This is a genomic window from Cupriavidus sp. C3SS-1 (assembly GCF_057073755.1).
In genome coordinates, this window is record NZ_CP172699.1 from 3,238,349 (window position 1) to 3,260,140 (window position 21,792).

Sequence of the window (21,792 nt, forward strand, 5' to 3'; positions counted from 1 at the left end):
TCAGTTCCCAGGATTCCCCATGCTCGACACCGAAACCAGCGCCGCCCTGCTGACCCCACAGCGTTCCAGCCTCCAGCCGCGTGCACTGCTGCGCGACCTGTTCGATACCGCCGTGGCATCGGTCAGCGCCGGCCACTGCCTGCCCCCGCACCTGCCGCAGCCGCCGAAGGGCCGCACGGTGGTGATCGGCGCCGGCAAGGCCGCCGCCGCGATGGCGCAGGCCGTCGAGGCCCACTGGCAGGGCGAGCTGAGCGGACTGGTGGTGACGCGCTATGGCCACGGTGCCGACTGCAAACGCATCGAAGTGGTCGAGGCTGCGCATCCGGTGCCCGATGAAGCCGGCGCCCGCGCCGCGCAGCGCATGGTCGAACTCGTGCAGGGCCTGACAGCCGACGACCTCGTGCTGTGCCTGATCTCCGGCGGCGGCTCCGCATTGCTGGCTGCGCCCGCGCCCGGCATTTCGCTGGCAGACAAGCAGGCCATCAACAAGGCGCTGCTGCGCAGCGGCGCGAGCATCGGCGAGATGAACTGCGTGCGCAAGCACCTGTCCGCGCTAAAGGGCGGGCGCCTGGCGCTGCACTGCGCGCCGGCCCGCGTCGAGACGCTGCTGATTTCCGATATTCCCGGCGATGACCCGACGCTGATCGCCAGCGGCCCGACGCTGCCCGATGCGACCACGTGCGCCGACGCGCTCGCCGTCATCGCCAAGTACGGCATCGATGTGCCGGCCAATGTGCGCGCGCATCTGGAAAGCGGCGCGGGCGAAACGCCCAAGCCCGGCGATGCCCGCTTTGAAGGCCACCGCAGCGTGACGCTGGCGACCGCGCAGCAATCGCTCGAAGCCGCGGCGGCACGTGCGCGCGAACTCGGCTTCGAGGCGCACATCCTGTCCGATTGCATCGAAGGCGAGGCCCGCGACGTGGCCGTCGTGCATGCCGCCATCGCGCGCCAGATCGCGCAGCATGGCCAGCCCTTCAGCAAGCCATGCGTGCTGTTGTCGGGCGGAGAAACTACGGTGACCGTGCGCGGCAAGGGCCGCGGCGGACGCAATGCCGAGTTCCTGCTGTCGCTCGCCGTCGCGCTCGACGGACTGCCCGGCGTGCATGCGATTGCGTGCGACACCGACGGTATCGATGGCTCCGAGGACAACGCCGGCGCCCTGCTCGCGCCCGATACGCTGACGCGTGCCGCGGCACGCGGCCTGTCGGCCCGCGCGCATCTTGAAAACAACGACGGCTATGGCTTCTTCGCCGGCGTGGACGACCTGATCGTCACCGAGCCGACCCGCACCAACGTGAACGACTTCCGCGCGATCCTCATCGTCTGAGCATCGCGACCGACCGAACCGCATTACCGGCACGCCAACCATGGCGCGCCGTTCCGAGAATGGAAGAGGAGACATCATGAGACGCCAGCGCAAAGCCAAGATCGTTGCCACGCTCGGACCCGCGAGCACCGATATCGCGGTGATCCGACAGCTGTTCGAAGCCGGGGCCGACGTGTTCCGCCTGAACTTCAGCCACGGCACGCATGAAGACCACCGCGCGCGTTACGACGCCGTGCGCCAGATCGAAGCCGAGACCGGCCGCCCCATCGCGATCCTCGCCGACCTGCAGGGCCCCAAGCTGCGCATCGGCGTGTTCGCCGCAGGCAAGGTGGCAGTGCGTGCCGGCGATCCCTTCGTGCTCGACAGCGATCCCACGCCCGGCGACGGCACGCGCGTGCATCTGCCGCACCCCGAACTGTTCCGCGCGGCGCAGCCGGGGCAGTCGCTGCTGATCGATGACGGCAAGGTGCGCCTGGCGATCGAGGCCGTGGCCAGCGGCAGCATCACCACGCGCGTGGTGAACAACGGCACGCTGTCCGACCGCAAGGGCGTGAACGTGCCCGACGCGGTGATCCCCATTCCCGCGCTGACCGAAAAGGACCGCAAGGACCTGGATTTCGCGCTGTCGCTCGGCGCCGACTGGATCGGCCTGTCGTTCGTGCAGCGCCCGTCCGACATCGTCGAAGCACGCGAGATCGTCGGCACGCGGGCCGGCATCCTGTCGAAGATCGAAAAGCCGGCCGCGCTGCAGCAGCTCGAAGAGATCGTGCGCGTGTCGGACTCGGTGATGGTCGCGCGCGGCGACCTCGGCGTGGAACTGCCGCCCGAGCGCGTGCCCGGCGTGCAGAAGCGCATCCTGCGCGTGTGCCGCCAGCTCGGCAAGCCGGTGGTGATCGCCACGCAGATGCTCGAGTCGATGATCGATTCGCCGGTGCCGACGCGTGCCGAAGCCTCCGATGTGGCAAGCGCGATCTACGAAGGCGCCGATGCGGTGATGCTGTCGGCCGAGTCGGCCAACGGCCGCTACCCGGTGCCGGCCGTGTCGATGATGAACCGCATCGTCACCGAGGTCGAGCGCGACCCGCTGTATCGCAACCTGCTCGACGCCCAGCACGAGACGCCGCTGAACACGCGCCAGGACGCGATCTGCGCGGCGCTGCGCGAAGTCACCCAGATCATCGGTGCGGCGGCGACCGTGACCTACACGTCCTCCGGAGCCACGGCGCTGCGCGCGGCGCGCGAGCGGCCGTGCGCGCCGATCGTCAGCATCACGCCGAACCTGGAAATCGCACGCCGGCTGGCTATTGCCTGGGGTATCCACTCGACCGTGAGCCCGGACGTGCAGAGCGTCGACGAGATGGTGGAAGCGGCTACGCGCGCTGCGCTGGTCGAAGGCTATGCCGCGCCCGGCGACCAGATCACGATTGCCGCCGGCATGCCGTTCGGACAGGGCGGGACGACCAACCTGCTGCGTGTGGCCGAAGTCGGTGGCAATGCAGTGGCCGCGGTGGACGCCGCCCGGGAGGCCGCCACGGTCTGATCCGCTTTCTTGTAGTGGCCGGGGCACTGGCCGTGCCCCGTGGTGCCAGTTGCCGCCCGCCACCCGCGAAGGCCTTCTCCAAGGCTGCGCGGGTGGCGTTTTTTTTGGGGAACGGGTTGCCGGAAACCGGACGCGTGGTCCTGCCCGCCGGCCATCGCGCACACGAAAATGCCCGTCAACCCGCATTGCTATACTTCAATCCAAACCCCTTCCCCCAATCCCCGGAGCACCCCCCATGCGTCTCGATGACGAATCCGAAAGCCAGAACGTGGAAGACCGCCGCGGCGGCTTTGGCGGCGGCGGGTTCGGTGGTCCGAAGACCATTGGCATCGGCACGGTCATCATCGCCCTTGCCGCCTCTTACTTCTTTGGTATCGATCCCTCGGTCATCATGCAGGGCGCGTCGGTGCTGCAAGGCCAGCAGGCCCCCCAGCAGCATCAGCAGGCCAACCGCCCGCCGGCCAATGACCAGATGACGGTGTTCACGCGCAAGGTGCTGGGCAATACCGAGCGGACATGGGAGCACATCTTCGAGACCGAGCTGAACCGGCGCTACGATCCGCCCAAGCTCGTGCTGTTCTCGGGCGCGACGCCGACCGCGTGCGGCACGGGGCAATCGGCCATGGGTCCGTTCTACTGCCCCGGCGATCACAAGGTCTATATCGACCTGGCTTTCTATGACGAGCTGCGCCAGCGCTTCGGCGCGGGCGGCGATTTTGCGCAGGCGTATGTGATCGCGCATGAAATCGGCCACCACGTGCAGAACCTGCTGGGCGTCTCCGACAAGGTCGATGCCGCGCGCCGGCGCATGGGCGAGGCGCAGGCCAACCAGCTGTCGGTGCGCATGGAGTTGCAGGCCGATTGCCTGGCCGGCGTCTGGGCCGCCAATGCGCAGCGGGCCAACCAGCAACTGCTCGAACCCGGTGATATCGAGGAAGGCCTGAAAGCCGCCGCCGCCATCGGCGACGACCGGCTGCAGAAGCAGTCGCAAGGCTATGTCGTGCCGGAAGCCTTTACCCATGGCACCAGCGAGCAGCGCGTGCGCTGGTTGCGCCAGGGCCTGACCACGGGCGATATCCGCAAGTGCGACACCTTCGCCGCGCGCCAGCCTTGACCCGGCCAGTGTGATGCGAACTTTGTTCGCCACGTAATGCTTGTCCCTTCCCGAGGCACGGCGCGACGAAACGGACGCACGGGCGCACGACCGCCACCGGATCGGATGCCGGAGTCAGCTTGTCATCGTCAGGGGAAAAATCGCCTGCCCGGCGCAGAGAGAAGGAGGAGGAGGTCTGCCGGGCAGGCGGGAGAGAAAACTTGCGGCCACCGAAGGTGGCCGCTGCAGGTCCTGAGAGAACCCTGGCGAGTGCGTCAGACGCGATACCCGTAGAGCGAACCGTCGCCGGTGCGCGAGTTGTCGGTCGAGCTCGCGGAGATCTCGCCGCTAAATACCGCTCCGTCCGTATAAGGATTGAAGCGGTCCGTGCGCGCCCCGTCGGTGTACGGGTCGTAGCGGTCCTTGCGCGCTCCGTCGGTGTAGACGTCGTACTTGCCTTGCTTGGCTCCGTCCACATACGGGTCAAACTTGCCGGTGACACTGCGCAGTGCATCGGCGTACACATCGAATTTGCCGGCCTTGCTGGTCGCGGCGGGGGCAGCGATCGACGCGGCCGATGCGACCAGCGCCGCCACCAGGAACGCGCCGCCAAGAATGCGTTTGGCGATCATTTCGGACTCCTTCAACTGATTTCGTCTTGCTTTGTGTGACCAGCTAACGTCTTGCCGCCACGCAATCTTTGTTGCGGTGCGAGCACGGACTGAAGCTTAGTCACTGGCTACGTCATCGGAAATGACGCTGCGACGAATGGTGAGTTGATAGTCGTGAAACGACGGACTTGGTGACGAACGGCGTGTGTGGACCGCTATCCGCACGGTGCGCGCCCATTGGAACCGGGGGCCGTGCGGCCCCCGTTCCACAGGATCAAAGCGTGTACTGGCCGCTGGCCTCCGGCTGGAACGTGATCTCGGTGACCGTCACTTGCTGTTCGCGGCCATCGGGCATGCGGTAGCTGACGGTCTGCCCGGCGCGTGCGCCCAGCAAGGCATGGCCGACCGGCGACAGCACCGAGAGGCGGCCGGCATCGAAGTCGGCTTCGTCGGGGTAGACCAGCGTCCACTGGCGCGGCGCGGCATCGCCTTGCAGCGCGCAGACCAGGCGCGAGTTCATGGTGACCACGTCGGTCGGGATCTCCTGCGGCGTCACGATGGCCGCGCGCGCGAGCAGTTCATCGAGCATATCGGCCATGTGGGCCGCGCCGGGGCGGCTGGCCATGCGCTCCAGGCGCGTGACGTCGAGCTCGGTCAGGTAGAGGGTCGTTGCGGTCGGGTTGGTGGCCGTCATGGCTAATCCTCCGTCAGGTATCGGTGGCGGTCAGGTGAAGTCCGGCACGGCGACCGGACGGCATTGCCGACGGACCATGCGGGAACATCTGGGAACAGTGAACGGTGAAGCGGTGAATCAGTGCCGGCGTTGCAGCGTCACGCGGCGCCGGCAAGGCGCATCGGTGTCACGCGGCAGGCGTGAGGCTCGGGCCCGGTTCGGCCCGGGCCCCTGGTGGTGGGACTGTCAGGCTGGGAACCGGGCGGGATCAGGCGGAGCGCTGACCCGGCGGCGGGGCGTCGTGCGCGTGGCCAGTGCGGGAGCGCCGGCGCGCGCGCACACCTGTCGCGCGGGGCGGGCAGGTACGGTGGGCAGCGAACGGCGGGCTGGCATGGCGGTCACGCGGATAACAGGAATCAGGATAGGAAACCCGGAGTGGATCGCGGCAACGGCAGATCCGAACATCCGGCAACAGGGCTGACAGGGCTTCGTTTGCCTGCGCACCGGCCTGGTGCAGGAACGGCCATCGTAGCACAGGCAGATGGCCGGCGCGGCGCGCCCGGTTCAGTGGGCGTGGCCAGTGGCGGGCGCGTGGCATTCGCACGGCGCGCCGGCCGCAGCCTGCTGCAGATTCTGCAGGATGCCGCATTCGCTGGCGGCCTGGTGCTGGTGATGACAGGTCTCGCGCAAGGCGCGCAGCTGGCTTTCCAGCGCTTCCAGCGCCACGCGCTGGGCGTGGATCTGTTCGATCTGGCGGTCCAGCAAGGCGTTGACATCGTCACAGTCCTGCGACGGATTGCGTTCGAAATCGCGTAGGCGGCGCACGTCCGACAGGCTCATGCCCAGCGACCGGCAGTGCCGCACGAAATTGAGCTGCATCAGGTGGGTGTCGCCGTAGCGCCGATAGCCGTTGGCCTCGCGCTGCGGGGCGTCGAGCACGCCTTCGCGCTCGTAGTAGCGGATGGTTTCAATATCGCAACCGCTATGCCGGGAAAGTTCGCCGATTCGCATGGAGCCGGAATCTCTGTAGTGACTACGGGGTTTTGCGTAGTCTAGCGCAGACCCGGCGAGCTTGCCGAAGCGTCCTCAGCAGCACCGGCAATGCCCCGCGCCTCGTCGCGCAGCGTCGTGGCGCGCGGCGCCAGCGCGGCGCGGATATGTTCGGCGGCGAGTTCGGGCCTGGCCGTACCGCACATGAAGATATCCACAGCCGCGAAGCCGTATTCGGGCCATGTATGGATGCTGATGTGCGACTCCTTGAGCAGCAGCACGCCCGTCACGCCAAGCCCCGGCCCGAAATGCTGGAAGCGCGCATCCACGGGCGTTGCGCCGGCCGCCTGTGCCGACGCGTACAGCACGCGCTCGACCAGCGCCGCGTCGGTCAGCAATGCCGGCGCGACGCCCTGCAGGTCGAGCAGCAGGTGGCGGCCGAGCACGGCCGGGCAAGGCAGTTGCGGTGCGTTCACGATGCGCGTCTCACTTGTGCCCGCCACCCGACGACCAGCTGCCGCCGCCGCTGCTGCCGCCCCATACGCGGCCGGAACCGCCCGAGCCGCCGGCTTTGTAGTCGCTGCCCGAACCGAGGTTGTAGAACGTCGCACCGAACAGCACGATCAGGCCGTAGATCAGATAGAGAAGTCGCACGTCATCAGTCCTTGGCTGACCAGCGGCCCACCAGCCATAGCGGTACCCACAGCAGCAGCAGCCCGAACACCAGCGTGACCCAGCCACTGTCCTTCACCAGCGCCACCGGTACATTGAGAATGGCCAGCGCAATCGCGTACCACTTCGCCGCCTTGCGGCAGAAGGCCAGGTCGGCGTTGTCGGGCTTCTTGCGCAGGGCCGCGCCCGGCTGCGCCGCGGCCGCGATCAGCGCCTTGTTCCGCGGGAACCACTGCGCCACCTGCATACGCGCGACCGGGGCGGAGCGCGTCCAGACGATCTCTGTCGCGGACGTTTCACGCGTGAGCCGCAGTGCCTGTTCGCCGAATTCCGTGAGCTGCGTGCTGTCGCCCACGCGCACGCGCCAGTTGAACGTGCCCGCGGCATAAAGGACTTCGCTGCGGTAGTCGAAGCCCTTGCGGAAGTTCTTGCCCTGCAACGTGGCCACCTCCGCCGAGGCCATGCGCGGCCAGGTGTCGAGCACTTCGACCTTGTCCCAGCCGCTGTCCTGCTCGACCAGCCAGAACAGGCCGCGCTCCTCGTTGAAGAGCAGGTATTCGACCCATGTCGACGCTTCGTCCTCGTCGTTGTCCGTGCATTGCATCAGGCCGAGGACGGCATAGGGCTTGCCGCCGATCTGGCCGATATCGCCCGGCGCCAGGCTGGTTTTCAGCGCCTCCAGTTCCTCGTGCTTTTCGAGCACGATAGCGGTGGAGGTGGTGCAATCGACCTCGCTGTGGCAGCTGCCGCAGACGACGAAGCTCGCCATGCCGGCGCGATAGGCAATCGGGCTGCCGCAGTTCGGGCACGCCAGCGATACCGCCTTGCCGCGATAGCGGTCCGCCGTGCGGCCGACCTCATCGGCGCCACGCAGAAGCTGGGCCTTGAGCTGGTCCAGCGTGACCAGCTGGCCCGTGTAGACGGCCGGCGGATAGCCGTCGGCATAGTCGAGCGTCAGGAAGCGGCCTTCGTCGCGGAAGTCTGCCACCTGCGCGGTCCAGCCCGTGCCGACGACGAATGGCAACTCGCCTTCGCCGCCCGTGCAGCGCGCAGTGCGCACATCGCCCGCGAGCCAGCGGCGCTTGTCGTAAAACAGGCTGTCGCCGGGGCGCAGCGACTCGAACTTCGGTGGCTTGTCGAATTGTTCGGCCGCGGCCAGTTCCGGCGATACGCGGCGCGTGAGCATGTATTGGCCCGATGCATCGGCCAGCCAGCCGTCGCTGCCATCGTCGAACAGCAGGTACCACTCGTTCCACAAGCCGGCTTCGTAACGCAGCTGGATGCGCCCGACCAGCGTGAAGCCCTGCCCCTGCCACTGGCCCGACGCGTGGAGCTGCAGCGGCGTGTAGTCTTCGAGCACGGCCGACATCTTGCCGATGTCCTTGACGGACTCGGCGTCCTTGACCAGCGTGCTGTGGCAGTACTCGCAGACCGCCATGACGGCGGCGGAGGAACGGAACGCGACCTCCGCGCCGCAACCGGGACAGTTGACCTGTTGCATGCAGCCCCGTCAGCCGACCAGCTTCTTCAGGATCTCCGCCTTGGCGCTGTCGAACTCGGCCTGGGTGATCAGCGCCTTGTCGAGCAGTTCCTTGAGCTTCTGCAGGCGCGCGGCCGGATCTTCCGCAGGGGCAGCCGCCGTGGCAGGCGGCACCGCAGGGGCGGGTACGCCCGGTGCGCCCGCTGTCCCAGCCAATCCGCCGGCCATCGCTTGCCCCATCACCGCCCCCGCGGCCAGGCTCGCGCCCAGGCCGGCGACGCCGCCTTCATTTTGCGCAGCCAGCGGGATCGAACTGGCGACCTGGTACTGCGTATACTTCGCCATGTCCCCCATCATGCCCATCGAGATGCGGGTGTCGATGGCTTTCTGCAGTTCTTCCGGCAGCGAGACGTTGGTGACCGCGAAATTGTCCAGCGCCACGCCGTAGCGCTCGAACTCCGGCGCCAGCCGCTCGCGGATGGTCTGCGACATCAGCGCCTGGTTGGCGGCCATATCGAGGAACGGCAGCGACGACGCGCCGAGCGCGTTGGTCATGGTGGCGATCAGCAGGTTGCGCAGCTGCTCTTCCACTTCATCGCGCGTGTATTCGGCGCGTGTGCCGCTGATCTCGCTGTAGAACTTCGCCGGGTCCGCGACCTTGTACGAATACAGGCCGAACGCGCGCAGCCGCACCATGCCGAAGTCCGCGTCGCGGATGGTGATGGCTTGCGGCGTGCCCCACTTGCGGCCGATCTGCAGGCGCGTACTGAAGAAGTAGACGTCGGACTTGAAGGGCGACTCGAACAGCTTGTCCCAGTTCTTCAGGTAGGTCAGCACCGGCAGCGTCTGCGTGGTGAGCTTGTACATGCCGGGTCCGAACACGTCGGCGATCTTGCCTTCGTTGACGAACACCGCCATCTGCGACTCGCGCACGGTCAGGCTGCCGCCGTACTGGATCTCCATGTCCTCCATCGGATAGCGCCAGGCCAGCACGCCGTCGGTGTCCTCCGTCCACTGGAGGATGTCGATGAACTGCTTCTTGATGAAAGAACCGATGCTCATGTCAGGTCTCCTTGCGGCGGGGATGCGAGCGAAGCGCGTTTCAGGACAGGCAGGCCGCGTTGATCGCGCCCACGGTGACCGAGATGGTGCCCATCAGGGCGCCCATGCCGATATTGTCGGATTCGATGGCGGCGTCCATGTCGGGCAGCGCGCGCGTCAGGCCCGCGTAGACCAGCGCCTGGACCACCATGGCGCCGACCGCCCACATCAGGAATGCCGGAAAGGTGTCGTTATGCTGGATCGACGACGACAGCGTGAAGCAGAAACCCAGGATCGCGCCACCGAGCGACAGCGCCGCCGCGATGTTGCCCTGGCGGATCAGCGCGAACTCGTGGAACGGCGTGATCCTGGTGTAGACTCCGACGAACACGGCAAGCAGTACCAGGCTTGCCAGCAGGTGCAGGGCGTAGGCGTAGATCGGTTGCATGCTGTTCCCGTGGCGGTTGTCGACAGCGCCGGTGTCCGGTGACATGGAACCCTTGCCGGGCATGTCATGGACATTTGACTACGATTGCGCCGGCAGTGCGCGAATGCGCCGCAAGTATATCCGCAGTCTCATCCGCTCGATCTCCCGATCCTCGCAAATTCCCCAGACCGCCGCCTGATGCGCGACCGTACCCTTGTCATTTCGGTGTTGATCGTAGCTTCTTGCGGGCTTGGCTACGAACTGATCGCCGGCGCCTTGTCCAGCTACCTGCTGGGCGACTCCATCCTCCAGTTCTCGTCGATCATCGGCTGCTACCTGTTCGCCATGGGCGTGGGCTCGTGGCTGTCGCGCTATGTAAAGGACGAGGACGTGCTCGCGCGCTTCATCGACATCGAGGTGCTGGTCGGCCTGCTCGGCGGCATCTCGGCGGCGCTGCTGTTCGTGGTGTTCGCGTGGCTGTCGGCGCCGTTCCGCACGGCGCTGTATGCGCTGGTGTTCCTGACCGGCGTGCTGGTGGGCATGGAGATCCCGCTGGTCATGCGCATCCTGAACGCGCGCCGCGCCGAATTCAGCGAGCTGGTAAGCCGCGTGCTGACGTTCGACTACCTGGGCGCGCTGGCGGTGTCGCTGGTGTTCCCGCTGGTGCTGGCGCCGCGGCTGGGCCTGTCGCGCACGGGCTTCCTGTTCGGCATGCTCAACGCGGCGGTGGCGCTCTACACCACGCGCCTGTTCCGCGACGAGCTGCCGCAGGTGCCGCTGCGCACGATGCGCGCGCTGGTCGTGATCGCGCTGCTCGGCGCGGGCTTTGCCGGCTCGGACCGGCTGACGCACTGGGCCGAGCGCGGGCTGTTCGGCGACGAGATCATCCACAGCGAATCGACGCCGTACCAGCGCCTGGTGATTACGCGCTGGAAAGACGACCTGCGTCTCTACATCAACGGCAACCTGCAGTTTTCCTCGCGCGACGAGCACCGCTACCACGAGGCGCTGGTGCATCCCGTGCTGCAGGCGCTGCCGTGGGCGCGCACGGTGCTGGTGATCGGGGGCGGCGACGGCCTGGCACTGCGCGAGATCCTGCGTCATCGCCATATCGAACACGTGACGCTGGTCGACCTGGACCCGGCCATGACTACGTTGTTCTCGCAAAGCGCACCGCTGCGCGCGCTCAACCGCGATTCATTGCGCGATGCGCGCGTGAAGGTCATCAACGCCGATGCCGCGCAATGGATGGAGCAGAACGCGGACGTGTTCGACGCGATCATCGTCGACCTGCCCGATCCGTCCAACTTCGGGCTCGGCAAGCTGTACTCGGTGCCGATGTACCGGCTGCTGTCGCGGCACCTCGCCGAGAAAGGCTATGCCGTGGTGCAGTCCACCTCGCCGTACTACGCGCCGCGCTCGTTCTGGGGCATCGACGCGACGCTGCACGAAGCCGGCCTGCATACCTGGCCTTACCACGCCTATGTGCCGTCATTCGGCGAATGGGGTTTCATCCTCGCCGGCAAGCGCGGCGACTACACGCCGCCCACGCACTACGACATGCCGATGCGCTTCCTGGATGCGGACAGCACCGCGCTGATGTTCCGCTTTCCGCCGGACATGGCGCCGCGCGCCGGCCACCCTAACCGGCTTAACGAGCAGTCGCTGGTGCATGACTTCGAGCGGGACTGGGGCAATGTCATCCGCTGATACGTCGGTGCGCGCACGGTGATGGATCGCCGCACGTTCCTGATCGGCGCGTCGGCCGCGCTGGCCGGCTGCGACAAGCTGGGCGATGCGTCGCGCCGCTTCCTGTCCGGTGTCGGCATGTACGAGCCCACGCCGGTCGTGCTGCGGCCCGGCATGGCACAAGGGCACGCCTTGCGCGACGCCGCGCAGTGGCCCAAGCCTGATGGCGAGCTACGCACGGATGTCGCGGTTCTCGGCAGCGGTGCCGCGGGCCTTTCCTCTGCGTGGCAGCTCGCGCGCGCGGGCCTGCGCGATTTCATCGTCATCGATGGACCCGAGTTCGGCGGTAATACGGCGGCCGGGCAGTTTGGCGACCTAGGCTTCCCACGCGGCGCGCACTACCTGCCGCTGCCGTCGGCCGAATCGACCCATATGCGCGAGATGCTCGCCGACGTCGGCGTGATCGAGCACGATCCGTTCAGCATGCGCCCGCGCTTCGATGAACGCGTGATCGTGCATGCGCCCGAGGAGCGCCACTTCCGCAATGGCCAGTGGCATGACGGCCTGCTGCCGACCGATGCCCTCGGTGCCGGCGAGAGCGAGCAGCATGCACGCTTCTTCGCGCGTATCGGCGAACTTCGCGACGCGCACGGCGATGACGGCCGCAAGGTCTTTGCGATCCCGCTCGCACTCGCTTCGCGCGACCCGAAGTGGACGGCGCTCGATGCACGCACCTTCCGCCAGTGGCTGCTGGACGAAGGCTTCACATCGCCCACGTTGCACACGTATGCCGACTACTGCTGCCGCGACGACTACGGCGCGGGCCATGGTGCCGTGTCGGCCTGGGCGGGGCTGCACTACTTCGCCAGCCGCGGCGGCCATGCGCGGAACGCTGCGGATGGCGCCGTGCTGACCTGGCCGGACGGCTTGCACGGATTGGTGTCGAAGCTGACTGCACGCATCGACGCATTGACGGGGCGCGCGGACTGGCATCGTGCAGGCATGGCACTCAGGCTCGACGAATCGCGCGAGGGCGTGGACGTGCTCTGCACCGGCATGACGGATCGCGACGGCACCCCGCGCACCGTGCGCCTGCGCGCGCGCCGCGTGATCTGCGCGATGCCGCTGCACGTCGCCGCGCACCTGACGCCGCTCGCGCGCTTCGGCTTCGATCCGGCGCGCCATCTGCCGCCGCACGCGGCGTGGCTGGTATCGAGCTTTTACCTGCGCGGCTTTCCCGGCGAGGCACCGGGCGTGCCGCTGGCCTGGGACAACGTCGTGCACGGCTCGCGTGCGCTGGGCTATGTGGTCGCGACGCACCAGCTGATCCGGCAGGCGCCGCCGGCGCGCACGGTCTTCACCGCCTATTGCCCGCTCGATGCCGCCGCGCTGGGCCGCCCGACGCAGCCGGCCGAGATGCGGCGCTGGCTGGCCGACGCAAGCGCAGCCGAACTGATGGACCATGCCGTGACCGACCTGCGCGAAGTGTACGGGCGTGGCTTCTGGCGCCACGCCGACCGGGTGGAGATCACGGCACGCGGCCATGCCATGGCGTCGCCGCTGCGTGGCTTCCTGGCCAACGCCGGCACGAGCGCACTGCGTGACGTGGAGGGTCCGGTCCAGTTCGCGCACGCGGATCTGTCGGGCCTGTCGGTGTTCGAAGAGGCAGCCTGGTGGGGCACTCGCGCGGCCGCGCGCATCGTGGGCTAGCGCTCATTACGTCACCGCGCACGCCATGACCATCCTGTAGAATTCCGGACACCTCCATTTGATTTTCCGCTGTCGCGTGCGCAATATCCGGCTCTTACTGCTGGTTCTGATGCTGGCCTTCCTGCCGTTCCAGGCATGGGCCGGTACAGTCGCGCCCGTCACGGAGGTGGCCCACCCCGCCCTGCAAACGGACAGCCACCCGGCCGGACTGTGCAAGGCGGCGCAAAATGCCGCGCCTTGCAGCACGGCTCCGGCGGATCCGGCCGACGCGCCCGACACGTCGCCGGCCGGCATCGACCTTGCGGAGCAGCTTCTGCCCGCGCCAGAGCTCCGTTTTGCCGCCGGCCCCGCCCAATCCCGGCCGCCGCGCTATGCGGGGACTGCCCTCCCCGACCCCGACCTTCCGCTCCTGCCGCGTCCTCCGCGCGGCTGACACCCAACTGCGCGGCATTCGCCGCGCATGATTGTTCTTGCGCGCCGTGCCATCCAGGCGCCGCGCGCCCCTGCGGCTCGTCCGCGCCTATCCGTAGTCCAGTTCCACTCTCATGAAACGCGTCCTGCTTTTCCTGGCGACCAACCTCGCCGTCATGCTTGTCCTCAGCATCACCGCCAGCGTCCTTGGCGTGAACCGCTTCCTGGCCGCCAACGGTCTCAACTTCGGCATGCTGCTCGCCTTTGCCGCGCTGATGGGCTTCGGCGGCTCGTTCATCTCGCTGCTGATGTCCAAGACCATCGCCAAGTGGTCCACTGGCGCGCAGGTCATCACGCATCCGAGCACAAGCACCGAACTGTGGCTCGTGCAGACCGTGCAGAAGCTGTCGCAGAAGGCGGGCCTGCCCATGCCCGAAGTGGCGATCTACGAGGGCGAGCCCAACGCGTTCGCGACCGGCGCGACGAAGAACAGCTCGCTGGTGGCCGTTTCCACCGGCCTGCTGCAGTCGATGTCGCATGACGAGGTGGAAGCCGTGCTCGCGCATGAAGTGGCGCACGTGGCCAATGGCGACATGGTGACGCTCACGCTGATCCAGGGCGTGGTGAACACGTTCGTGATCTTCCTTGCGCGCGTGGTCGGCTACTTCGTCGACTCGATGCTGCGCAAGAACGATGAGGAGTCGAGCGGGCCCGGCATCGGCTACATGGTCACCGTGATCGTCTGCGAGATCGTCTTCGGCATCCTGGCCAGCATCATCGTCGCTACCTTTTCGCGTCGCCGCGAGTTCCGCGCCGACGCAGGCGCGGCGGGCCTGATGGGCTCGCCGGCGCCGATGGTCGCCGCGCTGCGCCGCCTCGGCGGCCTGGAGCCGGACGGCCTGCCGCAGAACATGCAGGCCATGGGCATTGCCGGAGGGAAATCATGGATGGCGCTGTTCTCCAGCCATCCGCCGATCGAGCAGCGCATCGCCGCGCTGCAGTCGGCACGCTGAAATCCGATCCATCGCTGCGATCCGTCCGGGAGCGCCACGACGGCACCCGGGGCGGACATCGCAGGCATCCTGTCAGGGGGCAAGAGATGCAAGCGAAGCTGTTGGACACGAACAGTACCGCGTGGCGCGCCGCCCTGGAGCGCTGTAGCCATGACTGCTATCACACGCCGGCGTGGATGAAGACGGCGCAGAACAGCGAGCGCGGCCAGGCGTTCGCCCTGCATGCGACGGATGGCGACCATGAATTGCTGGTTCCGTACATCCGTCGCCCCATCATCGGGGATCTGTGGGACGCCACCTCGGCCTACGGCTATGGTGGCCCGCTCGTGAGCACCGGGGCGCCGGCGAATTTCGCGGATGCGGCATTCTGCGCCGCGGTAGCGATGCTGCGCGAAGCCGGCTGCGTGTCCTGGTTCCTGCGGCTGCACCCGCTGCTCAATGCGCAATGGAAAAGTTCGCTGGGGCTTGTGCTCGAGCAGGGCCAGACCGTGTCGATCGACCTGACCAAGGCGCCCGAAAAGCACTGGCAGGAAACGCAGTCACGCCACAAGCTCGGCATCAACCGCGCCCGGCGCGCAGGCGTGACGGTGCGGCTGGACCGCGACTTTGACGCGCTGTCACGCTTCATCGACCTCTACAACGAGACCATGACGCGCCGCGGTGCGGCGGAGTACTACTTTTTCGACGTGCAGTACTACCGTTCCCTGGTGGAAGAGCTCGGCGACGACCTGCTGCTGATGGTGGCGGAGGAAGCGGACGAAGTCATCGGCGGCGCCCTGTTCACGCTGTCGCGGCGCTCGGGCATCATGCAATACCACCTGTCCGGGTCCGACTGGGACTACCGCCACCGCCAGCCGACCAAGATCATCATCCACACCGCCCGCGAATGGGGCCGCATGCATGGCTTCTCGCGGCTGCACCTTGGCGGTGGCCTTGGCTCCGCGGCGGACTCGCTGCACGAATTCAAGCGCGGATTTTCGCCCGACACGCATGTGTTCCGCACGCAGCGCGTGGTCGTCAACCGGCAGGCCTACCAGTCGCTCTCGGCGGGGCGCATCGCTTCGACCGGCGATCTCCATGGCTATTTCCCGGCCTATCGGCGGCCCGTCGCTGCCATGGCGCACGCGTGCAGCGAACTGCCCGAGCTTACTCCGTGACGCGTCCGCGCAGCGCTTTCACCTGGCTGCGCTGGCTCTTGCCTTCCAGGCGACGTTTGCGCGAAGCGAGCGTCGGGCGGGTCGGGCGGCGCGTGCGTGGCGGTGTCGCCACGCTGGCCACCAGTTCGTGCAGCCGCCGGATGGCATCGTCGCGGTTCAGTTCAAGGCTGCGATGCTGCTGCGCCTTGATGACCACCACGCCATCACGCGTGATGCGGTGGTCATGCAGCTGCAGCAGGCGCGCCTTGTGGTCCGGCGCGAGCGAGGACGCGTTCACGTCGTAGCGCAGGTGCACCGCGTTGGACACCTTGTTGATGTTCTGCCCCCCCGCGCCTTGCGCGCGGATCGCGGTGATGTCGTACTCGTGGTGGGGGATGAGGAATTCGCCGGACATGCGCGCATCATAACAAGGCGCATGTCCGGGCAATGCGGCTATGCAGCCGGCGCGATGTTCTGGTTCACGCGGAACAGGTTGTCCGGGTCGTACTTCTGCTTGATGCGCGCCAGGCGCTCGAAATTGGGCCCATAGGCCGCGCTGATGCGGCCGGCTTCATCCTCGGTCAGGAAGTTCACGTACACGCCGCCGGTCGCATAGGGCTCGGTGGCGCGGAAGAAGTCGCGCGCCCAGGCCACGCAGGCTGCGTCCTCGGCGGGACTTTCCCATCGCGTATGGACGTTCATGACATAGCGCGCATCCCGGTGGTGGTAGGCCGTGGCATCCGCGGCAACGCTGTTGGCCCGCCCGCCGACCTGCCCGATGAAGATCTCGGAGTGCGGCGAAGGCAGGCGGCCGGAGTAATCGATCATGGCATCGATGGCTTCGTCCGGCAGCTGCGTGAAGTTGTGCGATTTCCAGTAGTTGCGCGCGCCCGGCGCCAGCAGCGGGTCGAATGCCTGCTGCCAGGCCACGTAAGACATGGCGCCCGTGTGCTCGCCGAGCACGGTGCCAAAGCTGCGCAACGGCGCCAGCAGTGGCTCGCCCTGCGCCGGATCGCCCGCGTAGAACACCGCCAGCACCACCACGTCGGTGCCGTGGACGGCGGTCGGCAGGAACGGCAGCGGCGGCGCCTTGCGCAGCACGACCCAGATATTGAGGTCCTCCGGCATGGCTTCGGTGAACACCCGGTACTGGCTGAGCACAGCGCGCCCCTGCGCGGCGGGAAACACCAGCAGGCCGGCCAGGATCTGCGGTCCGACAGCGTGCAGCCGGAATTCGAACAGCGTCACCACGCCGAAGTTGCCGCCGCCGCCGCGCAGGGCCCAGAACAGGTCGGAGTGGGCCTGCTCGCTCGCGTGGAGGCGCTGGCCATCGGCGGTCACGACTTGCGCCGACAGCAGGTTATCCACAGTCATGCCGTACTTGCGCGTGAGCCAGCCGAAGCCGCCGCCAAGCGTCAGCCCGGCCACGCCCGTGGTCGAGTTGATGCCCAGCGGCGTCGCCAGCCCACAAGCCTGGGCCTCGTGGTCGAAGTCGGCCAGCAGCGCGCCAGGCTCCACCCAGGCGCGCCGTGTGCCGGTGTCGATATGAACGGCGCGCATGGCGGACAGATCGATGACGACGCCGTCATCGCAGAGCGCCTTGCCGGCAATATTGTGGCCACCGCCGCGCACCGCGAGCAGCAGGCCGTTGTCACGCGCAAAGGCCACGGCTGCCGCGATGTCGGCAACCCCGGCGCACTGCACCACCACGGCGGGGCGCTTGTCCACCATGGCATTCCAGATCGTGCGCGATTCGTCGTAGCCGGGCTCGCCGGACAGCAGTACCTTGCCGCGCACGGCCGTGCGCAGTGACGCAAGCAGGTCTTTCGACAGTGCAGGCATGGCGAACCTCCGCATCGACATCACGGGGCCGCCATGCGCAGGGGAAAGCGGGCGATGGCGGCCCGTCCAGGGGTTCAGCGACGCAAATTGCGCGCCATGTGCGCCGACGCACCGACTGGAGACGTATTGCGATGCGTGCGCGCAAAGGCCTTCCCACAATCAGGCAGAAGTGTTTCAACGGTGATGCACGGCGCGGGTTCCGGCAGCCGCGCCAGCGCGCCAAAACGATGCCGGGTGTGACGCCCCCTCGTCTCGGCAAGGATGGACAACCTGTTGCAGGCGCGACACGTGTCCGGCGCTAGCGCCACGTGTAGCCCAGGCCCACGCCATAGGTGATCTGGTTGCGCGTGCCGCGCTGGGCAACGATGGGACTGTCGGCCGCGTCGCCGGCCAGCCGCTGCGCATAAACCATGGCCCCGGCATACCAGTTCCTGTCGATCTGGTAGAGCAGCGCGAGCCAGCCGGTGTACTGCTCCAGCCCGCCCCCGGGGTTGTAGGCCGGCAGCCCGCTGGCGGCCGCATCGCCGTCGGTCACGCCGAAATAGGTACGGTTGAAGCTGTCGCTGACCCAGCTCGCACCGAGGCCGACGCCGGCATAGACGCGTCGATGCATCGGCACCCACGCCGAGGCGTTGGCGCTGACGCGCGCGCCGCCGTAAACGATGCCCGCATTCGTCATCACGTTGATGCCGCCGCGCAGCCGGAACGGGATCGCGCCTTCGTGCAGGTACTCGTAGCCGAACCAGCCGCCGGCCTCGACGGTCGTGTCGATCTCGTGGATGCGCGACACCACCGGGTCGTCGACACCGCTGCGCCCCAGGCGCAGCGACACCGCGGGCCCCCACTGCCAGCCGGTCAGCCCGCCGAAGTTGAATTGCGCGTAAGGGCCGTACCATTCGAGCAGCCGGCCGCCCGGGGTCACGTAGCGCACGCCGGGCACGACCCCGATGGTGCGGTCCTTGCCACCGGCGAACTCGGTGGTCGAGCCCACGCCGATGCCAACCATATTGGGCAGCGAGCCGGGCAGGTCCAGCGGCGATGCGGCGCTGCCGCTTGCGGACAGCGCCAAAGCGAGGGCCGCCAGGCCCGGGCCTGCGATACGCCGGATCCGTGCCGGCAGTGCTGTCCGCGCAGTGCGTGCCATGTCTCGCCCTCCCCGATCGAATACGCCGAATCAGGCGAATCTATCAGCACATAGGCGACGTGGACGCAGTCGGTGATATGAAAGTTTTCGGCCGCCGGCGCTGCCGGGCACCGTTGCACGGCGGCGTACCGGTCACTGGAATAGCGACTAATATGAAAGCGCGCCAACCGGCACCCGCTGCCCGGAACCAGGCGCGACGGTAAGGCGGACCGCCGCGCACCTGGTCCGCACGGGAGTGTGCAATGACAACCAGGCAGAAGCTGCACGCATGGACCGCCGCCGCGTGCATGGCGCTGGCCATGGCATCCGGCGTGGCCAGCGCGGACGAGGTTCCGCTCGTAACGGGCAAGCAGTGGACAGAGTCGACGGAGCAGATGAAGAAGGCCTATCTGGTCGGCATCGCCAATGTGGTGCAGGTCGATGTCGCCTACCACGCCGGCAATGTCCCGCCGGACTCGCAGACCATCTTGCCGCGCCTGGCGCGGGGCCTGAAAGGCCAAACGCTGGACTCGGTCCGTGACGGCCTGGACCGCTGGTATGCCGCCCACCCCGACCGCCTGCAGCGGCCGGTGCTCGAAACCATCTGGTTCGAGATGGTGGTGCCTGGACTGCAGGTCAAGAAATAAGGCGAGGCCATGAAACGACTTCAATGGATCGGCGCGGCGCTGGCGGTGGCCAGCGTGACCGCATGCACCGGCATGACGCCGCAGCAGCAAGGTACGGTTTCGGGGGCTGCCATCGGTGCCGCCGCCGGCGCGGGCATTGCGGCCATCGCAGGCGGCAGCGGCTGGACCGGCGCGGCCATCGGCGCGGTGGCGGGCGGTGTGGCAGGCAATATCAAGGGGCGCAACGAGCAGCAGCGGTACTGACCGCCGGGGCGGGCCACCGTCCGGCCACGGCACAGTCGGTCGCTGCGGCGATTCTTCCTGTCCGCGCGCGGCGCGTCGGGCCCCTTGTCGCTGCTCAGCGGTAACCGATCCGTGCCAGCAGCCGGATGCTCTCGGTCACCAACTGCTCGCTGCGCTCGACCACGCGGCGGTTGGAGGCGCACATCCACTGCATCCGCTCCAGCAGATCGTCGTTCTCGATCCACGCCGTCCTGCCTTGCGGCTCGGCCAGCCCTTGATCGTCACCGGCTTCCGAACCGGCCGGCATCCGCTCGTGCGCGGCAACGACGGGGGAAATCTTGCTCGCCATGGTGGTCTCCGCCCCTGGGACAACTAGAAGTCTTGGCGCATTGACGGCCGCCTGGGTATCCGGCGCCGTCCTACACGCAAGCCCGCATCGAGCCAGCCACGAGAATCGCCGCGCCGCACGCCAACCGGCATATTCCTGCACAGGGAGCGGCGGCGACACCCCTCCGCAGAGGCAAGAGACAAAAAAGAAGCGCGGACATGCCGCGCTTTCCAAATGTCCTGTCAGAAACGGGGAGCGTTCTGCAGGGAGAGGCCTCAGTGGCACTCTAAGTCCGCCCCCTTGTGAAGACAATTGAAACATCCTTAGGACGGAATTAAGCACCTTGCGGAAAGTGTCATAAACGGGAGCGCTTCGATTCGGTGCTTGCCAAGGCGCTGTCGGCCTGGAGGCGGAATGCCAGCCGGAACGCAGCGAGTCATTTCGGGAAATTTGGCGCGCCCGGCTGGGATCGAACCAGCAACCCCTGCCTTCGGAGGGCAGTACTCTATCCATTGAGCTACGGGCGCGCGGAAAGTGGTCTGGCACTGGCGGCAGGGTCTGCCACGGGTGCAACCGGTGCGGCGGGCGAATGCCGCCGCTGGGAAGTCGCATAGGATACCGCGTTTGCGCTGAGGCGTCCATGCGCGCGAATCCGGGGACATCGCCCAACGTCTCGGAACCGTCTCTTTCGGCCCAGCCATGAGGCCTTTGGGGCTATAATCGCGAGCTATTTCCGTCAAGACGCAGCGGCACCGCGTTGGCAAACGGGGGACAGTACTGAACCACGCAATCAGAAGGACCCAGACGTTCAAGGGCCCGATAAATCAAGCCGAGCGTGAGCGGCTGAAGGTTTCCTGCAAAACTGAGAGTTCTGTATGAGCGACGTCCAACACCAACACGACGAACACGAGTCTCCCATCAAGACGCCGAAGCAGCTGATCGCAGTGGTGATCGCTGCGTTCCTGGTCCCGATCATCGTGATCATCCTGCTGGTCAATTTTGTCGGCCACGGCTCCAAGGAAGGTGCCGGTTCGGTCACCACGGCGGAAGCCATCAATGACCGCATCAAGCCGGTCGCTTCGCTCGAGATCAAGGACGCCAACGCACCGCGCGTCTTCAAGACCGGCGAGCAGGTCTACAAGGAAGTCTGCGCAGCGTGCCACGCCACGGGCGCCGCGGGCGCGCCGAAGTACAGCAACGCGGGCGACTGGGCCAGCCGCATCGGCCAGGGCTTCGATGGCCTGCTGAGCTCGGTGCTGCACGGCAAGGGTGCCATGCAGCCGCGCGCCGGCACCACGCCGGACGACTACTCCGACTACGAACTGGGCCGCGCCGTGGTCTACATGGCTGACGCCGGTGGCGCCAAGTTCCCCGAGCCTCCGGCCCCTGCCGCCGCTGCTCCGGCCACCGCCGCGGCATCGGATGCCGGTGCCGCACCGGCTGCCGCCGCCGCTCCGGCTCCTGCAGCGGCGCCCGCGCCCGCTGCCGCTGCGCCGGCTCCGGCCGCAGCACCTGCCGCGGCTTCCGCCGAAGTGGGCAAGAAGGTCTATGATCAGGTTTGCGCCGCTTGCCACGCCGCCGGCGTTGCCGGGGCTCCCAAGTTTGGCGACAAGGCCGCCTGGGCGCCGCGCCTGAAGGAAGGCATGGACGCCGTCCACAACTACGCGCTGAAGGGCAAGGGCGTGATGCCGCCGAAGGGCGGCTATGCCGGCCCCGACGCCGATGTGCTCGCCGCCGCCGACTACATGGCCAGCGCCGCCAAGTAACACCGGCCGCACAGACATAAAAAGCCCGCGACTGGATCGCGGGCTTTTTTT

Annotated in this window: 23 protein-coding genes and 1 tRNA gene; 11 read left to right on the forward strand and 13 right to left on the reverse strand. The window is 67.4% G+C overall.

Annotated features, from left to right (window positions below):
* Positions 1 to 19: 19 nt before the first annotated feature.
* From ACIGJC_RS15170 to ypfJ, 3 genes are all read left to right on the forward strand, one after another.
* Positions 20 to 1,327 carry a glycerate kinase type-2 family protein gene (locus ACIGJC_RS15170; protein ID WP_483709779.1) on the forward strand — a complete coding sequence of 436 codons (1,308 nt, stop codon included), beginning with the start codon at positions 20 to 22 and terminating at the stop codon, positions 1,325 to 1,327.
* A 76-nt stretch (positions 1,328 to 1,403) separates the two neighbouring features.
* Entirely contained in the window at positions 1,404 to 2,867 is a 1,464-nt protein-coding gene (pyk, locus tag ACIGJC_RS15175) for a pyruvate kinase (protein WP_483709780.1), read from the forward strand.
* Positions 2,868 to 3,102: 235 nt separating this feature from the next.
* Positions 3,103 to 3,981 carry a KPN_02809 family neutral zinc metallopeptidase gene (gene ypfJ, locus ACIGJC_RS15180; RefSeq protein WP_483709781.1) on the forward strand — a complete coding sequence of 293 codons (879 nt, stop codon included), beginning with the start codon at positions 3,103 to 3,105 and terminating at the stop codon, positions 3,979 to 3,981.
* A gap of 254 nt (positions 3,982 to 4,235) precedes the next feature.
* Here ypfJ and ACIGJC_RS15185 read toward each other — a convergent pair whose 3' ends face one another.
* From ACIGJC_RS15185 to ACIGJC_RS15220, 8 genes are all read right to left on the reverse strand, one after another.
* A complete protein-coding gene (locus ACIGJC_RS15185) occupies positions 4,236 to 4,592 on the reverse strand; it encodes a hypothetical protein (protein WP_483709782.1) in 357 nt (118 codons plus the stop codon).
* 253 nt (positions 4,593 to 4,845) lie between these two features.
* Positions 4,846 to 5,265, reverse strand: coding sequence for a nucleoside diphosphate kinase regulator (gene rnk / locus ACIGJC_RS15190; RefSeq protein ID WP_483709783.1), 420 nt, complete (start codon positions 5,263 to 5,265; stop codon positions 4,846 to 4,848).
* A gap of 543 nt (positions 5,266 to 5,808) precedes the next feature.
* Entirely contained in the window at positions 5,809 to 6,255 is a 447-nt protein-coding gene (locus tag ACIGJC_RS15195) for a Cd(II)/Pb(II)-responsive transcriptional regulator (protein ID WP_483709784.1), read from the reverse strand.
* Between the two features lie 41 nt (positions 6,256 to 6,296).
* Positions 6,297 to 6,710 (reverse strand): adenosylmethionine decarboxylase, encoded by a 414-nt coding sequence (gene speD, locus ACIGJC_RS15200; RefSeq protein ID WP_483709785.1) that lies wholly within the window; start codon positions 6,708 to 6,710, stop codon positions 6,297 to 6,299.
* Positions 6,711 to 6,720: 10 nt separating this feature from the next.
* A complete protein-coding gene (locus ACIGJC_RS15205) occupies positions 6,721 to 6,888 on the reverse strand; it encodes a hypothetical protein (RefSeq protein WP_483709786.1) in 168 nt (55 codons plus the stop codon).
* Positions 6,889 to 6,892: 4 nt separating this feature from the next.
* Complete coding sequence (locus ACIGJC_RS15210) at positions 6,893 to 8,407, reverse strand: DUF4178 domain-containing protein (protein ID WP_483709787.1); 1,515 nt, start codon at positions 8,405 to 8,407, stop codon at positions 6,893 to 6,895.
* A gap of 9 nt (positions 8,408 to 8,416) precedes the next feature.
* Positions 8,417 to 9,448: an SPFH domain-containing protein gene (locus tag ACIGJC_RS15215; RefSeq protein WP_483709789.1), complete on the reverse strand. Its 1,032-nt coding sequence runs from the start codon at positions 9,446 to 9,448 to the stop codon at positions 8,417 to 8,419.
* 40 nt (positions 9,449 to 9,488) lie between these two features.
* Positions 9,489 to 9,875, reverse strand: a complete 387-nt coding sequence (locus ACIGJC_RS15220; protein ID WP_483709791.1) for a DUF350 domain-containing protein — start codon at positions 9,873 to 9,875, stop codon at positions 9,489 to 9,491.
* 177 nt (positions 9,876 to 10,052) lie between these two features.
* On the opposite strand from ACIGJC_RS15220, the gene ACIGJC_RS15225 reads away from it, so the two are divergent.
* The 5 genes from ACIGJC_RS15225 (at position 10,053) to ACIGJC_RS15245 (ending at position 15,834) form a co-directional block, all read left to right on the forward strand.
* Positions 10,053 to 11,564 (forward strand): polyamine aminopropyltransferase, encoded by a 1,512-nt coding sequence (locus tag ACIGJC_RS15225; protein WP_483709792.1) that lies wholly within the window; start codon positions 10,053 to 10,055, stop codon positions 11,562 to 11,564.
* Positions 11,565 to 11,585: 21 nt separating this feature from the next.
* Complete coding sequence (locus tag ACIGJC_RS15230) at positions 11,586 to 13,253, forward strand: FAD-dependent oxidoreductase (RefSeq protein WP_483709793.1); 1,668 nt, start codon at positions 11,586 to 11,588, stop codon at positions 13,251 to 13,253.
* 58 nt (positions 13,254 to 13,311) lie between these two features.
* Positions 13,312 to 13,686: a hypothetical protein gene (locus tag ACIGJC_RS15235; RefSeq protein WP_483709794.1), complete on the forward strand. Its 375-nt coding sequence runs from the start codon at positions 13,312 to 13,314 to the stop codon at positions 13,684 to 13,686.
* A gap of 112 nt (positions 13,687 to 13,798) precedes the next feature.
* Positions 13,799 to 14,677 carry a protease HtpX gene (htpX, locus tag ACIGJC_RS15240; RefSeq protein ID WP_483709795.1) on the forward strand — a complete coding sequence of 293 codons (879 nt, stop codon included), beginning with the start codon at positions 13,799 to 13,801 and terminating at the stop codon, positions 14,675 to 14,677.
* Positions 14,678 to 14,778: 101 nt separating this feature from the next.
* On the forward strand, positions 14,779 to 15,834 hold the full coding sequence (locus ACIGJC_RS15245) for a GNAT family N-acetyltransferase (protein ID WP_483709796.1): 1,056 nt from the start codon (positions 14,779 to 14,781) through the stop codon (positions 15,832 to 15,834).
* Here ACIGJC_RS15245 and arfB read toward each other — a convergent pair.
* From arfB to ACIGJC_RS15260, 3 genes are all read right to left on the reverse strand, one after another.
* Positions 15,824 to 16,228, reverse strand: a complete 405-nt coding sequence (gene arfB / locus ACIGJC_RS15250; protein WP_483709798.1) for an alternative ribosome rescue aminoacyl-tRNA hydrolase ArfB — start codon at positions 16,226 to 16,228, stop codon at positions 15,824 to 15,826. The genes ACIGJC_RS15245 and arfB overlap by 11 nt on opposite strands.
* Positions 16,229 to 16,266: 38 nt before the next feature.
* Entirely contained in the window at positions 16,267 to 17,655 is a 1,389-nt protein-coding gene (locus ACIGJC_RS15255) for an FAD-binding oxidoreductase (RefSeq protein ID WP_483709799.1), read from the reverse strand.
* Positions 17,656 to 17,953: 298 nt separating this feature from the next.
* Complete coding sequence (locus ACIGJC_RS15260) at positions 17,954 to 18,799, reverse strand: MipA/OmpV family protein (protein WP_483709801.1); 846 nt, start codon at positions 18,797 to 18,799, stop codon at positions 17,954 to 17,956.
* Positions 18,800 to 19,041: 242 nt separating this feature from the next.
* On the opposite strand from ACIGJC_RS15260, the gene ACIGJC_RS15265 reads away from it, so the two are divergent.
* Together ACIGJC_RS15265 and ACIGJC_RS15270 are read left to right on the forward strand one after the other, a co-directional pair.
* Positions 19,042 to 19,425 carry a hypothetical protein gene (locus ACIGJC_RS15265; RefSeq protein WP_483709802.1) on the forward strand — a complete coding sequence of 128 codons (384 nt, stop codon included), beginning with the start codon at positions 19,042 to 19,044 and terminating at the stop codon, positions 19,423 to 19,425.
* Positions 19,426 to 19,434: 9 nt separating this feature from the next.
* Positions 19,435 to 19,668, forward strand: coding sequence for a YMGG-like glycine zipper-containing protein (locus ACIGJC_RS15270; protein WP_483709803.1), 234 nt, complete (start codon positions 19,435 to 19,437; stop codon positions 19,666 to 19,668).
* Between the two features lie 94 nt (positions 19,669 to 19,762).
* Here ACIGJC_RS15270 and ACIGJC_RS15275 read toward each other — a convergent pair whose 3' ends face one another.
* Together ACIGJC_RS15275 and ACIGJC_RS15280 are read right to left on the reverse strand one after the other, a co-directional pair.
* Complete coding sequence (locus ACIGJC_RS15275; RefSeq protein WP_483709804.1) at positions 19,763 to 19,996, reverse strand: hypothetical protein; 234 nt, start codon at positions 19,994 to 19,996, stop codon at positions 19,763 to 19,765.
* Positions 19,997 to 20,426: 430 nt separating this feature from the next.
* Positions 20,427 to 20,502: transfer RNA gene (locus ACIGJC_RS15280), tRNA-Arg, on the reverse strand.
* 348 nt (positions 20,503 to 20,850) lie between these two features.
* Here ACIGJC_RS15280 and ACIGJC_RS15285 point away from each other — a divergent pair.
* Positions 20,851 to 21,741, forward strand: a complete 891-nt coding sequence (locus tag ACIGJC_RS15285) for a c-type cytochrome (RefSeq protein ID WP_483709805.1) — start codon at positions 20,851 to 20,853, stop codon at positions 21,739 to 21,741.
* Positions 21,742 to 21,792 lie beyond the last annotated feature (51 nt).